The sequence below is a fragment of the Mesorhizobium sp. M0293 genome (genome assembly GCF_040321735.1).
Taxonomy (GTDB): domain Bacteria; phylum Pseudomonadota; class Alphaproteobacteria; order Rhizobiales; family Rhizobiaceae; genus Mesorhizobium.
The window spans coordinates 60,022-74,956 of sequence record NZ_JAMYSA010000005.1; the positions used below are offsets into that span (position 1 = coordinate 60,022).

Below are 14,935 nucleotides of genomic sequence, written 5' to 3' on the forward strand. Positions count from 1 at the left end.
GTTTCAGGACTTCTCTTGAGGAACGGGGAGGGCGGCTGCTGGCTCAGGCTTGGCTGAGGGCGAACATCCGCTTCATGTTCCAGGCCAGGGCCACCAGGTTCCACTCGCCTTTCACCTTTTCGAGGCCACCAGCAGGCTGCCCGTCGCCACTGCGGCCTGGACATTGTAGGCCTGCACGAAGCCGCCGCCAGCCACTGGCATGATGCGCGAATCCTCATCCGTCAGATTGACCTGGTCCGTCGGCCCCGGACCCGCCGTGGGCGGCTGCGGCGGCTTGCCACCCGGTTTGCGTCCGGTCTTCTTCGCCTTCTCCTCGCGCGCCTGCAGCTTGGCCTGATGTTCGGCCTGCTCGCGCAAAAACCGCTCCTTGGTCCGTGCCTCGATCGCCGCCTTGGCCGCGGCAATCCGTTGCAGGCGCTGTTCGCGCCGGGCCAGTTCTTCGGGCACCGACATGCCGTCCGGCACGTCCGCCTGATCAGCCGCCTCCGCCAACGCCATCAGTTCCTGAACCTCGGCCCGCAACTGCGCTTCGATCTTGCTCGCAAGCTCATAGGACTGCGCGCTGTGCCGGCTGGTATTGGCGTGTACCTTGGTGCCGTCCAACGCCACCGTGCCCAGCTTGAGCATGCCGGCCTCCCGCGCCAGCGCCAGCACCTCGACAAACAGTTGCTCGATATCGGCAAGAAAGCGCCGCCGGAAAGTGGCGATGGTGTCGTGGTCGGGATGATCGTTGGCCGCAATGAAGCGGAACGCCACCGAATCGTAGGTCGCCCGCTCCAGCTTGCGGCTCGAGAACACCCCGGTGGCGTAGCCGTAGACCAAAAGCCCCAGCAGGACGCTCGGGTGATAGGAGGCCGAGCCCGAGCCGTGTAGGCCTTGACCATCGCCGACAAGTCCAGCTGCTCGATCACTTCCACCACGAAACGCGCCAGATGCCGCTCCGGAAGCCATTCATCCACCGAGGGTGGCAGCAGAAAACCCGTCTGGCGGTCGACCTGGCGAAAATTGTTCATCGTTGCTCCGCTCATCGAGAAGGAATCAATCAATGAAACTGAATCTCATCCGAGCCCTCCGCTCAAGTCCGACAGGCTGCTAGGGCAGGCGGTCATCTGGCGTCGTCCGCCTGGTCGCTGCCCAACGCATCGCGCTGCGCCCGGACCTGCTGGGTCAGGGCATCTTCTCGGCGAAACGAGCCAGATGACAGCGGAAAATCCCGCAAGCATGCAGTACTTTTTCCGCCCGTCGCCGGGCCGATGTCGTCGGAATGCTTCCCTGACGAAGTCTCGAATAGCCCGCTGGTCAACGCCCGAGGATGACTGAAAGCGGCACTGCGACGTAGCCGGGATGTGGCGTTGTGTCGTTGGCCGCGGTCACGATCATAGGGGCTGGCAGCGACTCGTCGATCTTGGCCGGTCCGATACGGTCCCAATCGTAGAGGAAGATGTCCTCGTAGAACTTGGCAATATCACGATCGTAGAAGATCAGGCTGGCGTCGCGGTTGAACCCGGTTCCGGCTGTAGTCCAATTGTGGCTTCCGATAAGTACCGCTTCGCCGTCGATTACGATGCCTTTGGTGTGACAGTTCCTCTGCTTGCGGACCTTGCCTGTGTCGAAGCCGTAGTCCTTGGCATTGCTGATCGTATCGCGGTCTTCCGAGCCGAAAGAACGGAAGATGATGCGGACGTCGAGACCTGCTTTCTGCTGTGCCAAGAGGGCGTCGAGCAGTGCGCGGTAGTTGTCGCCCACGGTCTTGGTGCTGAAACTCTGGTTCTGAAAAAAGATCGTGCGTCTCGCCGACCGGACGAATGGCAGCACTACGTCGATGTAGTTATCGGGCGTAAGGATCGGCTGCACATCGATCTCGCGCGTGTCCGTCATCGGCTGGAAGTAACGCGGCTTCGCCGCCGCTTCGAGCGTGTCGAACGTCAGGTCAGCCGGCACCCACACCAGCGGCTCGTCCATCACCGATTCTGGCGCTCCCTTAGCCTCCTCGAGGTCGCGCAGGATGTGCGCTTCGTAGAGCTGGCTTAGCTCCTTATCTTCAAGCACCACGTGCCATTCACGGTTGTATAGCCTTAGCGCGTTCGCATCGCCCGGATTAGTTAGCGGCGCTACGTCGGGCTGGTTTGAGCTCTGCCAGTTGCCGCTTGACAGCCACATTGCCGAGCGATCGCGCACAGCAACCTTGATATGGTAGGCGGAATCGAAGATGCCCGTCTTGCCCACGCTCGCTGGAGCGAAGTTGAATTTGCTACCCTTTTCGTCGCGAATCTTATCCACGGCTTCGTAATCGGTGAAATCGCCTGCGTGTACCTTGCCGCCCATCTGCAACACGAGAGACATCGTCTCCGCTTTGGTCTTGACCGCGTCGAGAACGCCGCTCACCACGTTGACGGCTCCAAAATCGTACATCGCCACCACCAGTGACTTCGTCGTTGCTGCAAGGAACGGCCCCAGCACGGGCCAGCTTGCGTCGGGTCCGGTATGTAATGTGAACTTTGTCGACGTCTTGCGCCGCGTGAGAGGCAGATCAGGCCGCGGCTTGTAGCTGGTATGCCAGCTCGGCGGTGCCTCGTCCCCGGCACTGAATCCCGTAAGATCAGCCGTCGAGGCAACCGTAACGTCGGTCCGTACGCCGTCGATGTAAGAGGGCAGCGGCATCACCCCGCGGGACTCAAGTGCGCCGAGGTCGATCTTGCGCTTGACCGCGATCACCACCGCGCGCTGGTCGGTGATCTCGCCATTCTCGAAGCGATAGCCCGGTTTGACCGCAACGACATCTTCGCGGTTTGCGAGAAGCGCGCGCGCGGTGCGTATGGCGGCGAGCGTCTTTTCCCTGTCGGGAGGTGGGCTGCCCGGCGGTGGTGCCGCGGTGGTCGAGGCCGAACCGGCGGCAGGAGCTAGTGTAGGGCCGATCGGCGAGGCCGCAGCAAACATCGGCGACGCAGCGCCGTCGATCTCGACTGTAATCCTGAGCGGCACGGTGAAGGTGATCCCACCCCGTCCAGAGCTTGGATTGCCTCCCCCGCTGCTGTTGTCGGCCATGACAAATCCTCCAGTGTTTTCCAGTAGGCCGCGTGCGCGGGCAAGACAGCGCTTGAGCTGGTCAATTGGCACCGCGTCGTTTTCAATGAATTCAATGCCACGATAATGCAGCGCCACCACCTGCCCGGTACCAATGTCTATGACCGGGGAGCCGGAGTTGCCGCCCAACGTCGAGCAAGAATGGGTGATGTTGTCGTCGCCGACGCCGAGCAGGTTGCCCACCGCCACCCGCTTCTTGTCGTAGACGCCACCGAAAATCTTGTTAGCCAGCTGCTGATCCGAGAACCGGATGTCGCTTGCCGGATATCCAACCACGGCCACGGGCAGCTTTGCCCGCGGCGGGTCGTTGGCAAGCTGCAGCTTCACTCGACCGACGGACGACGAGTTCTGCGCGAGCTTTAGAAAGGCGATGTCGGGTAGGTTTTCCGGTGCCACCCAGACGACGCGCTCAACTGCCACAGGATCGGAAACTGTGTTCCCGTATTCCTGGAGGAAGTCGATGTCGGCGCCGATCGGCGTGCGCGCGTCGAAGCCGAGTTTGAAGGTGAAGCCTGCCCCGCTAGTTTCCGCAAAGAGGTTGGCAACATGCCGGTTGGTGACCACCAGACCGTCGTCGATAACCCAGGCCGTGCCAACAAACGGGTTGTCGAAATTGCTCACGTCGACGCGACCGATCGAAGCCATGCTGCGATTGAGCAGCGGCGCGTTGGTTGTCAGAATCTGTCGCCAAGCCGTCGCCTCGGCGCGGGCGCTGTCGATGTCGATGGTGTTATTCTGGACGAGGAAGACCGGCGTGCCCACGGCGAATACGATGGTTTCGTCATTGGTGATCGGCGGCGGAGGCCGCATTGGTGCGCCACCCGCCCCGCTGGGCGGTGGTAGGCCTGGAGGATGGGGCGCCCCGCCGCCAGCCGGCTCCACACCCTCATCGATCGGCTGCGGCGCGGCCTGCGACACGCGGCCATAGCGAGCGTTCATCGCCTTGGTGGCATCGGCCACCCATACAGAATTCTCCGCGTGTCTCTGCACTTCGCCGATATTGGCCAGGACTTCCGGCGAGCTCGCGTCGGCGATTTGCTTCGCTATGGTGCGCAGGCGTTGCGAGTCAGCGACTGTCATTTTGTACGCTCCACCAAAATCTTACGGTGATATCCTGGCAAATGTAACGAGGAGTATGCGACTGAAGCTATGTTAGTCGGCGTATATTACGATCAGTATTCTATAGGAAAACATTTGTTGCTATCCTACATAAAACCAATGCAGACGATATCTGAAGTTTTAGATCAATACCAGCCGCTTTGCGTGCTTCACCCAAAGTCTAAACGTTGAGAGGCCCGTCAGACCCGGCCCACTACAGCATACGTCTACAACGGACTAGAAGAGACCGTAAGGCCTACCCACGTAATGCGCGTGGGAACGCGCTACCTTGCGGGATGTCGAGGCTTTAGTCGCCCTGCTGACCACTTTATCAAAGCGCCCCACGAAATCGGCGCGGGAGAGGTAACTCCGGGTTTCAAGCGTCAGGAACGTGCACGTGACCGTAAGTCGCCAGCTGGCCGTTGTGTCGACGAACCGCCAGATCACCTCGTCGGGAGCCGCGACCGCTCCAGCGTGCTCATTGAAGGCGACGGTCTTCATGACCTCGTCGCGTAGGATCTGCCGTCGCGTCGGTATGCCTCTACCAACAGGGCAAACGCCGTCTCATAGGATAACCTAACACAGAAGGGCTGGACGGCGGCGGGTTGATATGATGCCTGCCAAAGCAATAAGCGCGATGCCCAATATCGATGCCGCATCCAAGCGTTCGGAGAACAGGACCACGCCCCACAAAACCGCAAAGGCCAGATATGAGAAATCCCAGGTTGAGATGACCGAAGGCGGCCCGAGCTGATAGGCGAATGCCGTTCCGACGCTGCCGATCAGCATGGTCAAGCTCAAAAGCATGACCAATCCCCATTGGAACCAGCCCATCGCGATCCACTCACCGAGGAAACGGCTTCCGGTAGCGTCTAAAGCTTCGGCCGTGCCGCCGAACCCGGCTACGCAGGTGACGGCACCACCGAGGCCAACAGCAATCAGATTGAATGTCAGGGCTAGGACCAGGGGATGCTCGCCGCGGCTCTTCGTGCGAGTGACTACCACCCCGAGAGCGTAGAGCATCGCCGATGTCAGCGGCAGCAAGGCAAAGATGTTCAGATCCCCGGTTTGTGGCTTGAGCATGAGAAGCACGCCCCCAAAACCGATCCCGACCCCGGTCCAGCCCTGAACACCGACGGGCTCCCTGAGCCAGGCCGCAGCGAACAGGGTTGTGAAGAGCGGGATCGTATAATAGACGGCAGCGGCCGTAGAGAAGTCGAGCCGTGGCAGCGAGGCATAGTAGAGCAGCAGGCTGACCAGGAGCAGACTGCTTCGCAGGATCGCCCAGGCAGGAAAAACCGGGCGTAGCGGGACCTGCGGGTAGCGCAGCCTGAGGATCAGAACCACGAGAGGAACCGTGATGCCGCATCGCAGAAAGATGAACTGCAATAACGGCATATCGGAAATCGTCACCTTGATGATAGCATCGGCGATTGAGAGCGTGAGGTCGGTGAAGACCATCGCCATGATGGCAAGCCCTACCTGATCCTCCTTTGCGACAGCCTGATTTGTCGTCACAGGATAGCCCCGATCACGTCCTGACACCCGCATCGGGAAACATCCATCGCATGTACATGCGATGGAATTGTCGAACCGTGTCCTCACTAAAATTGCCGTTCAGCGAATCGAGGACATAATAGCCCATGTCGAAGCCGCGCTGGAACATCCCTTTTTGCACACTGCGGCAGATTTGCCGGTCCTCCTCGTTCAGAACGTCTAACCCCCATTTCGAGCGCGCGGCTTCCCGCTCCTTCGAGATGTTGTCGGGCGTGAGCGTCACGAACCGCCGTATGGAAGTTTCGGCCGAGACGGGCTCGACCCACGAGACCGAAAAGTTCTTCGTGCCCGGAAAGATCGAGAAGATGATGTTGGGGAAGAGGAGCCAGAAATGTCCGTCAACGGCATCCTCCTCCAGATTAATCGGATAGGCGGCGCTGGTCTCTTTCCCGCCGGAAGGGACGAACTGATAGATGAAATTATCGTGCAGAGTGAAAGTCGAGCGTTTTGCGTCCATCATGTCGCAAAAGCTCTTGTGGGCAGTCTCGCAGTGGTAGCATTCGAGATAGTTGTCGATCGCGATCTTCCAGTTACACTCGTAGTCGCCCCCGAAATAGCCGACGCCTTCACGCACCTTGTAGCCGCTCAGGTCGGGGATGACGCTGGCGATGCTTGCTGCCAGCTCGGCAGTATAGTCTGAGAACGGGGCGGCGCCCGCGTCGAGGTTCACGAAGACAAAACCCGCGATAAAACCCACTTGGACAGGCTTCAGACAGATGGCCGAACGCACGAATTTCTTGTCCTGGCCACTTTCCCTAGCTGCTACCAGCCGCCCGGTAAGGTCGTAGCTCCAATCATGATACGGACAGGTGATGACCTTCTTCTCACCGCGGCCTTCCAGCAGTAGATGTCCGCGGTGAGCACAGACGTTGAAGAAAGCCCGGATCTGCCCGTCCTGTTCGCAAACCACGAACACGCGCTGATCAAAGATTTGCAGCGTAACGAATGCGCCTTTCTCCAACAGGGCGCTTTCATGGCAAGCGTAGTGCCAGCTTTTCATGAAGATGCCCTGTTTCTCGGCCTCAAAAATGGCGGGATCGGCGTAGAAACTACCCGGCAACGTTCTCGAATGGGCCACTTCCTGGGGTGGGTACGGAACATCGATCTTCATGGCAAAAGCCCTCTGGTCAGCTGCGTATTAAACATCGGCAGGCCGATCTCCGAAGCAAAGCTTTCTACCTCCTTGGAAGCCGCCGCCAACCGATAAGCGGGTATTGAACGCCGGACTCTGTTGAGGAGCTGACGTCGGGTGAATCTGTATTGGCACGGACTGCCGCAAGCCCCTTCGCCGCAGCATACTCGTAGGGAGCTGGATCAGCCGACGAGGTAATAGGATGAAGACCGCTGGGCAGCTTTGCGATTAGCAGACCATTACTCCATGACCTTCAACCAAGATGAGCGCTGTTTTTTGCTGTTGGCCTCGTCTCCTTTGCCTGCTGTGTGGCCGGATGAGCGTAGGTTGGCATTCAACTCAATCTGTGAGTAATGTCTCCAGGCGCTAGGAGCCTACGATCTTTGCCAACATCCCTATCCCCCTCGGGAAATGCCTAGGGTTTCGTTGGAGATAAGGTGCGTAGAATGCTGACGCGAGCAGCGGATGATCCGGAGGCAACTTGGGGAAGCCCCCGACTGTTTTTCGACAATTTGCTGCCGAACAAAGACAGGCTGATACCCCGATGCACTCGATCTCCGAGGTGGCATAATCCCACGTCACCTCGACATCAGGCGAGATTTCCCGAATTGCAATGAAACTATAGGCTCCGAATCGGTTAGGCACGATGGCGAGATTGGGATCACAAGAGTGATTCGAGAATATCGTCGGCTCCTCAAAGAGCGCATGAACATTCCAATCCATTTGAATTGTATATATTGCCCTAGCTTTTTCCATGCGTTGGACTAGCCCAATCATAACGATCTCGCCGGGCAAGAAATGACGAGCGGCGAACACGCCGCGTCCTCTCTCGTCGCCCGTGTCGCGGACCGTCACGTTGCGGACATTGATTCTCCTGGCACAGCCAACATCGTCTGATAAGATAGAGGCGCATTTCTTTGCGCGTGGATTCGGCACGACGCGATTCTTCCATGATGACACTTCAACTGGGCGCTGATCTGCTCTTATGAGACGGTCAGTTCCCTTATAAAAAATGCATCAAGATCCGTGCCAATTTATCCGCTCGCCCTGAAGAGGATCTTTTCGCCGCTTTCAGCTATTTTGGTTGAGGCAGGGCCAGCTTAACGACATGGCGAACGGTGGAAACGCGACAATCAATGTCGGAAAGCGGCGATCGTACAGTCCGCCACGCCGCTCCCGCTGTTTCGCTATTAGGATCGCGGGAACGAATCCTCGAACAAAGCGGTTCGTTGCGCACGGGAATCTCAAGTAGGGCCGTCCATGAAATCGGCCGCTCAGTCGGATAAAGAACTCACGGCTTCCCGCGGCAATTAATGACAAAACATCATTTAGGTTCATAGTTTTACTAGCTGCTTGCCGAAGTTCTCGCCATTCAACAAGCGGACAAAGGCATACGGCACCGATTCGATCCCTTCAGCGATGTCTTCTCTTGTCTCAAGAAGCCCCTGTTTATACCAGGATAGAAGGTCGGCCTTTGCTGTCTCAAATTCGTTTTCATGGTCATCAAGCAAAAAACCCTCGATCCGAGCGCGGGTGATCAGGGTTTTCCGGAGATGCCGCAAACCGATATCCTGTTGATCGAAACGATCAGCCAAAGCAACCGTTCCGACCACGATAACTCGACCGAACGTATTTAGATTTAACATTGCCGCATCATGTATCGGTCCCGCGGTATTATCGATAAAAACGTCCACTCCGTTCGGGCATGCAGCGGCGACATCGGCCACCAAGTCAGTGGACGTTCGGTGGTTGACGCCTTCGCGATACCCAAGTTTTTTGCACCACTCGAGTTTTGCGTCCGTGCCTGCAACAGCAACCGGATCAAGCCCCTTGATCCGCGCGATTTGGCCCGCAATCTGCCCCACGCCACCAGAGGCCGCCGATATCAAAACTGTTTCGCCTTTTTTCGGATTGCCGGTCTTGAGTAGCGAGAAATACGCGGTCAGACCTGGCATCCCTAGGTAGCTGAGCGAGGCTTGCATTGGGGCGTCGGTAACGGTCACAAGCTTGGCTGACGAGGCAGGAACGGTAGTAAGAGGCTGCCATCCAAAATAGTCACTCATGACCATATCACCGGGTTTGAAATCGGGAGATTCCGATGAGATCACTTCCCCGATTCCACCTCCCGACATCAGCTCTCCCAATCCGAAGCCAGCGGCGTAATTTTTTGCCCGACTGATCCTACCGCGCATGTACGGATCCACCGAAAGCCACAGGGTTTTGAGTAGCAGTTCTCCGTTTGCGGGTTCCAGAATCGGGCGATCTTCCAGCGTCCAACTGCCGACCGTCGGCATTCCCGACGGATAACTCCGTAGTACCCAGCTAGGATTTTTGGCCATGGCGGTCCTCCTTACGAGTACAGGTGCCCCGATGTCTCGGCCGGTTCCGCCACTCAAACCCTGATGGCCGAACCGCCTTTCTTCTTGATGCAATAGATCGCATCCCGTGATAATGGGCAACTTGGAGAAACATTGTTTTACATTATGAAAGAGTGGCTGATGGATATGGTGGCGGCAATGCGCATCGCTGTCGAAGTTGCGCGCCTTGGAAGTTTCACCGCAGCAAGCCGGGAGTTAAGGCTTTCCGCGCCGTCAGTGAGTCGAATTATGGCTGAGCTGGAGGCCGATTTAGGGGTGCGTCTTTTCAACCGTACCACCCGTCAACTCAATCTAACCGATGCCGGCCTGGACTTTGTGGAAAAAAGTTCCGGCATACTTGAGCAGCTCGATAACATGCGGAGCGTGGTTCGCGAGCGCCACGACACCCCGCGCGGGCAATTGCGCGTGTCGTGCGTTACGGCGTTCGGCAACGAATGCCTAGCGCCAGCCTTGCCTGAGTTTTTGCAAAGGTTTCCCCAGCTAGGCATCTCACTGGATGTCGGCAACCGCTTGGTTGATCTTATCGAAGAGCATTACGATGTTGCAATTCGAGTTGGTCCATTAAGCGATTCATCTATGATTGCGCAGAAGATATCTACGCAAAGGATAATATTTGTCGCCTCTCCCGAATTCTGTCGAAGGTTTGGGATGCCCAAATCGCTCGACGAAATCAGAAGCTATCCATCGGTCTCGCAAGTCAGCGGAGAATGGGGGCGAACACACCAGTTTAGACATTTGGGTGAAATCATCGATTTCGAAGTTCTGCAACACTTTGCAATGAACTCCGCACAGGCAGTGAAAAATGCGTGCCTGACCGGATACGGCTATTCATTGCTACCGGATTTTTTGATTACAGACGACATTGCAGAAAACCGTCTGGTGCAGCTGCTGCCAAACTACGGACCCGTGGAGCAACCAATCTACGCCTTTTATGCGCAACGGCGCCATACACCGCAGAAGATACGAGTGTTCATTGACTACTTGACTGAGGTTTTCGGTAGTTGAACACTTGAATGCTGCCAGTATCGTTCTTGTCCCAACTGTTGTGCAGGCCCCCGAGTTCGGGCGAGCGCCCAGCGACGACATCAGCCGCACCTCGAAAAATCAGCCTCAGCCAGGCAGCCATGGGATGGAACTTCATGGCGCAGCCCGCCGGCTGCTGGATTGTGATCCCGATTAAACTGGACGGGCTCTAGTAATTTCTTGCCGCAAAAAGGCGAACTGTGAGAGAGTCCTGATGCGGCTCCGGTGTAGACCCGCCCGGTGTTATTCAAATTTCCTTTTGTACAACTCCGGCCCCGTAAACGGGGAGAAATGCCCGGCAGGGCGATGAGGGGCAACGCAAACCTGAAACGTTGCCGTATGGCTTCGGGCCTCTGCCCTTGACTAATTGGCGGCGATGTACAGGGATTTCCCGAGAGCTTAGGTCGACCGTGCAAAGGCCTGCAACGGCTTAGGGAGGGGAGGGACGCTTGGACGAGCACGATCCGAAGGAAGATCTGATCGAGACGATTTTCCGCAACGGAACAATCACCGTCGTGGGCATCCTGCTTGCCTTTTCGCTCGGCTTTGTCACGCATTGGGCGGCGAACCCCATGCCATGGCGATTCTACGACCTGTTCGCCGTTGTGCCGATCCTGGTCGGCATCGCGTTGCAGATGCGGACGCTGTCCATGCTGCTCGACATGAGTTCGCTCCGCCGACCCATCTACGAACGCGCTAACCGCATCTTCATGGCGGGCCTCATCCCGACCGCGCGCGGCGTCGGGCTGGCCATCCTGCTCGATGTCTTCGAGATGTCGGCGAAGGGCACGCTGCCCGGCGCTTGACGGCCTGTCACTGCGCTTTGGCGCTGCCGCTCATCGGCCGACGCGACGTCAAGTCCGGGGGTTTATAAGTGCTTCCTCCCAAGCGGCGCCGATCTCCTTCTCGAAGAGCCTCTTTGTCTTCTCTGGATGTATATTAGCGGATGTTAAATTTAGAGCGTTTCGGCTTGCCAGAAATTAGAATCTCGGTGGCATACTCCCGCATGGCTTTTGGGGTGCTGGCAGCAGGAAAACCGATGCGCGGGCGGTGGATGGATCAAGGCGTTGCGTCAGGACGACGCCCGGCAGGTGCGTGCGCGCATTGCCGAACTGGAGCGCGACCTCATCGCAACCACACCTCAGGGGCGCCATCGACGTTTCGAAGCCGGACATGAACTTCCCAATGCGAAGTTCCGCCTGGAGCGTCTCGAGGAATGCATCGCCGAGATACCGGTGAGATGTAGCCGTTAGACTGGCGGAAGCTTCGCCGCTCTCAATCCCTGCCGCGCGGTCGGCTGGTCGGCGGGGAACAGATGCCGACGGCACGGTTAACTCGTCGCCACGCCTCCGAAGCACATAGTGTGGGGCGTCGATGGTCGCGCTCTTCCCGGCGTCATTCGGGCCGACGACGATGTCGAGTCCTGGCGAAAGTTTAAGTTCTAGTGGCGCTGTCGGCGCGAAACACCGAAAGCCGCTCGTGTGGATTTCGGAAATAAGGATTGCTCTGCGCTCGCCGCCAAGATTATTGACACGGCAGCGTTGCAAAACCCGCGAGTAGCAGCTGACGCAAATACCCGCACCAAAGGATAGGCGAGTGCCTTTATATGAGCATCCGATCGCAGCGCTTCATCATCAATCCGCCATCGGCCTGTCCGGCGCATCTGCAAACGCCCGCCGGTCGGCCGATGTCGCGGGTTTCCTTCGACATCGATGAAGTCGCCCGCTCTGCGTGGAACGAGATTCTTCAGACCGCCCCGCGCTCGAATTCCCTCTTCGCGTTCCTCGAAGACTTGCTCGAGCCCAGTCCGAACCTGGTCTGGCGCGGCCGAGGGCCCGGACGGGGCACCGAAATGCGTCGTTCCTTCTCGGGACTGTTCGGGCGCTTCTTCGCCCGCGCCTATCTTGAGGTGCACCATGAGTTCGTCTGGTTTGCCGCGATCGACGGGGACAACTTTCATCTTTCGCCAAACTGGCGGATCAGCCGCAAGCCGCGTTCGCAGACGGAAATGCCGGACTGGATCTGCGCACGGCCCGGAGAACTGGCGATCGGAGAGGCAAAGGGCTCCCATCAGAAGAGCAACGCCAGCCGCGGCGGAATGCCCGGCCCCATTAAGACGGCGGATGGCCAGATTAGGGGCGTGCGCGTGCAAAAGCGTGTCCGCAACCGCCCGCGAACCACATGGCGTTCTAAGCGCGTGAAAGGATGGGCGGTCATGTCACGGTGGGGGCTGGCCAATCCTCCGCGTGATCCGTTTCTCTACGCGCTCGACCCGGAAACCGACGGTCAGGAACTCTCGACCAAGGAACTGGAACAACTCGTCCAGGCAGTCGCCCGAACCCATGTCGGCCAGACCGCGCTTGGCCTTGGCCTTATAGAGGCGTTCGACGGCGAGTTCGCAGTCACCCCGCGCCGTCGCGTGCGATTGGCCGATGATCAGGAGAAGCGATTCTTTACCGGAGCGGTCATGACGCCGTTCGGCCCTCTCGATCTGGACTTTGACCGCGCGAAGGAGCTGACCGCTCTCCTGCCAGATCCGAACCTCGTCCGTTTCGTCGGCCTTGAGGAAGGCCTCTTCGCTAGCTTTCTCGACGGGCAGACACTCGTCCCGCGCGAGCGACAGCGGATTGGCGACCGCTCGCTTGTCGGGAGTGACGGTCTTGTCGTTGCGCCAATCAACCAGATCATCGACCTCGGCTATCAGGTCAACCCTTCCTGATCGGTCGGCTTGGTCTTGTCTCTGCCTCTCGCCACATGGCGATCCTAAGAACGTGTTCCGTCAGGAATGGATCCAACTTCTCGGATCAGTTTGTTTAAGATCGCCCATTGAAACTCGGCGAGGCTGTCGGCCGGAATTACAAATGATCCAGGCCCTCCGATCACATGCCGCTCGTAGTACTCCGCGGTTGTCTCGCCATTTTCCACTTCGCGCCCGATTGGCAGACCGTTGATTATGATTGCCTTCTGAAGCGCTCTCCAGCGGCTATCTTCTAATGATGATCCATCGTTGTTGGCTCCGTCGCCTGAGATGTCGATGACCCTGCGCGACGTTGGAAAGGGCAGTCTCTCCAACGCATCAACAGAAACGTCGATCGCGTACGAGATCGACGTTTTCGCACCGTGCGGTCCTGGACCTTGCCTATCCGACTTTTTGCGGATCGTCTCAGCGACAACGGACGCATCATTTGCATCGGAGAGGACGGTCCAGTCCAAGCGAGTTTTCAAGGAGCCGAAGCTCGACCATTCGACGAAGGTGACGGCGATTTTACCGTGCAAACCCTTTTTGATCGCCTTCAGCACGGTGTCGGACTCCAACGCGGCTGCATAGCTCTCGCGTTGTAGAGCCGCCTCTGCCTCGTTAATGGAACCGGACATGTCAGCGGCAAGCACTATAGCAACGTCGACTTCACTAATTGAGTCGAGGAGTGATTTGTCTGCAACTTCACTAAGAAAAATTCCAGTATCAGCAGAACGAAAAGGCCGATCAACAATCACCAGGATAAGCAGTCCCGCTGTCAAAACAGAACACGAGAGAGTTTTCATCTCCTGTCGGTTCCCCCTGCAACGCGCGCTCAGTCCCTAAATGACCACCGCAATCTACGGCGGTCACGTCAATATACATTAGACAGTGCTAATGTATAGATGGCAGACGTGTCAGTGGTTCGTGGGGGATCGCATGTGGACTGGCCACCCCCCTGCGTCGCAAGAGCGCCGACGGTTCAAGCTTTGCCAAGTGCCCGAGATACTGCAACGAGCCAGGCAGCCTATTGATCGTTTACCAGTCCGGATTGTCATCGTGCCAGTATGCACGAAAGCAACCGAATTGTGGCGGGAGACCAAGCCGACGTCTGGCGTCAAATGCCATTTCCGAGAGTAACCGGGATGAGTTGTTCTCAGTCACGTTAGGCACGATGGCGTACCCGTCCTGGACCAGCATCAGCATGCTGCCTTCAGAATATCGGAATACAGCCGGGCGCTGACGGTTCTCACCACTTCTTCAGAGATAGGTTTGTAAGGTGGGCTGTCCTTGGACCAGCATTGCCCCGCTGCCGATATTAGCCATAATTAATATAAAGACGCGAGTTCTATCGACCGAGGTCAGCCTGCCGCTGCGGCATCCAATGAGCCAGGTCGAGCGCATGAACCGCACCATCAAAGACTCGACGGTCAAGCGCTTCCACTACGAAAGCCACGAACAATCTGCATCGGCACCTAGCTGACTTCGTAGCGGCCTACAACTTTGATCAGCGGACTTGGCTATTTGTCATCCCGCTGTCATATGTTGGCGATAAATACCCTTAATTCCGGATTTATGGATACATGGATAAAAAGTCCGCTCTCCTCGCATTGGCAGCGCTCGGCCAGGATACCCGGCTCGAAGTCTTCCGCCTGCTCGTTAAGGCAGGCGCCGATGGCGTGCCCGCCGGCGAGATCGCCTCGCGCCTTGATACCGTGCAGAACACCATGTCGGCGCACCTGAAGGTTCTTGACCACGCGGGGCTGGTGCGCGCCGAACGCGATGGACGCATCGTCCGCTACGTCGCCGACATGACCGGGTTCCGCGATCTGCTGGCATACCTGATGGAGGATTGCTGCAACGGCGCGCCGGAACTTTGTCAGCCAGTCATTCAGGCTGTGACCTGCAAATGCTGAGGAAGGAAGC

Annotated in this window: 11 protein-coding genes and 3 pseudogenes; 6 read left to right on the top strand and 8 right to left on the bottom strand. The window is 57.9% G+C overall.

The window, feature by feature from the left end; genetic code table 11:
- Positions 1–126 precede the first annotated feature (126 nt).
- From NKJ06_RS03570 to NKJ06_RS03595, 6 genes and pseudogenes are all read right to left on the bottom strand, one after another.
- A pseudogene (locus NKJ06_RS03570) lies at positions 127–1,013 on the bottom strand (transposase); the annotation flags it as partial.
- 286 nt (positions 1,014–1,299) lie between these two features.
- Positions 1,300–4,164 carry a phospholipase D-like domain-containing protein gene (locus NKJ06_RS03575; protein WP_352511170.1) on the bottom strand — a complete coding sequence of 955 codons (2,865 nt, stop codon included), beginning with the start codon at positions 4,162–4,164 and terminating at the stop codon, positions 1,300–1,302.
- Between the two features lie 594 nt (positions 4,165–4,758).
- Complete coding sequence (locus NKJ06_RS03580; protein ID WP_352511169.1) at positions 4,759–5,700, bottom strand: DMT family transporter; 942 nt, start codon at positions 5,698–5,700, stop codon at positions 4,759–4,761.
- 13 nt (positions 5,701–5,713) lie between these two features.
- The gene (locus NKJ06_RS03585) at positions 5,714–6,850 is read right to left on the bottom strand and encodes an aromatic ring-hydroxylating oxygenase subunit alpha (protein WP_352511168.1); all 1,137 of its coding nucleotides are present in this window, start codon (positions 6,848–6,850) and stop codon (positions 5,714–5,716) included.
- 387 nt (positions 6,851–7,237) lie between these two features.
- Positions 7,238–7,831: an SET domain-containing protein-lysine N-methyltransferase gene (locus NKJ06_RS03590; RefSeq protein ID WP_352809122.1), complete on the bottom strand. Its 594-nt coding sequence runs from the start codon at positions 7,829–7,831 to the stop codon at positions 7,238–7,240.
- Positions 7,832–8,205: 374 nt separating this feature from the next.
- Positions 8,206–9,210 (bottom strand): NADP-dependent oxidoreductase, encoded by a 1,005-nt coding sequence (locus NKJ06_RS03595; RefSeq protein ID WP_352809124.1) that lies wholly within the window; start codon positions 9,208–9,210, stop codon positions 8,206–8,208.
- A 132-nt stretch (positions 9,211–9,342) separates the two neighbouring features.
- On the opposite strand from NKJ06_RS03595, the gene NKJ06_RS03600 reads away from it, so the two are divergent.
- The 3 genes from NKJ06_RS03600 to NKJ06_RS03610 all read left to right on the top strand — a co-directional run bounded on the left by NKJ06_RS03600 (position 9,343) and on the right by NKJ06_RS03610 (position 11,525).
- On the top strand, positions 9,343–10,254 hold the full coding sequence (locus tag NKJ06_RS03600; protein WP_352511165.1) for a LysR family transcriptional regulator: 912 nt from the start codon (positions 9,343–9,345) through the stop codon (positions 10,252–10,254).
- Between the two features lie 467 nt (positions 10,255–10,721).
- Complete coding sequence (locus NKJ06_RS03605; RefSeq protein ID WP_352511163.1) at positions 10,722–11,078, top strand: hypothetical protein; 357 nt, start codon at positions 10,722–10,724, stop codon at positions 11,076–11,078.
- Positions 11,079–11,339: 261 nt separating this feature from the next.
- Positions 11,340–11,525: a hypothetical protein gene (locus NKJ06_RS03610; RefSeq protein ID WP_352511162.1), complete on the top strand. Its 186-nt coding sequence runs from the start codon at positions 11,340–11,342 to the stop codon at positions 11,523–11,525.
- A 111-nt stretch (positions 11,526–11,636) separates the two neighbouring features.
- Here NKJ06_RS03610 and NKJ06_RS03615 read toward each other — a convergent pair.
- Positions 11,637–11,819: pseudogene (locus NKJ06_RS03615) on the bottom strand (AAA family ATPase); the annotation flags it as partial.
- A gap of 140 nt (positions 11,820–11,959) precedes the next feature.
- Between NKJ06_RS03615 and NKJ06_RS03620 the strand changes: the two are divergent.
- The gene (locus NKJ06_RS03620) at positions 11,960–12,991 is read left to right on the top strand and encodes a hypothetical protein (RefSeq protein WP_352809126.1); all 1,032 of its coding nucleotides are present in this window, start codon (positions 11,960–11,962) and stop codon (positions 12,989–12,991) included.
- A gap of 44 nt (positions 12,992–13,035) precedes the next feature.
- Here NKJ06_RS03620 and NKJ06_RS03625 read toward each other — a convergent pair whose 3' ends face one another.
- The gene (locus NKJ06_RS03625) at positions 13,036–13,815 is read right to left on the bottom strand and encodes a DUF1194 domain-containing protein (protein ID WP_352511159.1); all 780 of its coding nucleotides are present in this window, start codon (positions 13,813–13,815) and stop codon (positions 13,036–13,038) included.
- Between the two features lie 578 nt (positions 13,816–14,393).
- Here NKJ06_RS03625 and NKJ06_RS03630 point away from each other — a divergent pair.
- Both NKJ06_RS03630 and NKJ06_RS03635 read left to right on the top strand, forming a co-directional pair.
- A pseudogene (locus tag NKJ06_RS03630) lies at positions 14,394–14,523 on the top strand (IS481 family transposase); the annotation flags it as partial.
- Positions 14,524–14,592: 69 nt separating this feature from the next.
- A complete protein-coding gene (locus tag NKJ06_RS03635; protein WP_352511157.1) occupies positions 14,593–14,925 on the top strand; it encodes an ArsR/SmtB family transcription factor in 333 nt (110 codons plus the stop codon).
- The last annotated feature ends 10 nt before the right edge of the window (positions 14,926–14,935 follow it).

Bases quoted from the DNA above. Each gene is read 5' to 3' on its own strand.
- NKJ06_RS03575 (WP_352511170.1), bottom strand. From the start codon at position 4,164: ATGACAGTCGCTGACTCGCAACGCCTGCGCACCATAGCGAAGCAAATC.
- NKJ06_RS03635 (WP_352511157.1), top strand. From the start codon at position 14,593: ATGGATAAAAAGTCCGCTCTCCTCGCATTGGCAGCGCTCGGCCAGGAT.
- NKJ06_RS03625 (WP_352511159.1), bottom strand. From the start codon at position 13,815: ATGAAAACTCTCTCGTGTTCTGTTTTGACAGCGGGACTGCTTATCCTG.
- NKJ06_RS03585 (WP_352511168.1), bottom strand. From the start codon at position 6,850: ATGAAGATCGATGTTCCGTACCCACCCCAGGAAGTGGCCCATTCGAGA.
- NKJ06_RS03595 (WP_352809124.1), bottom strand. From the start codon at position 9,210: ATGGCCAAAAATCCTAGCTGGGTACTACGGAGTTATCCGTCGGGAATG.
- NKJ06_RS03620 (WP_352809126.1), top strand. From the start codon at position 11,960: ATGTCGCGGGTTTCCTTCGACATCGATGAAGTCGCCCGCTCTGCGTGG.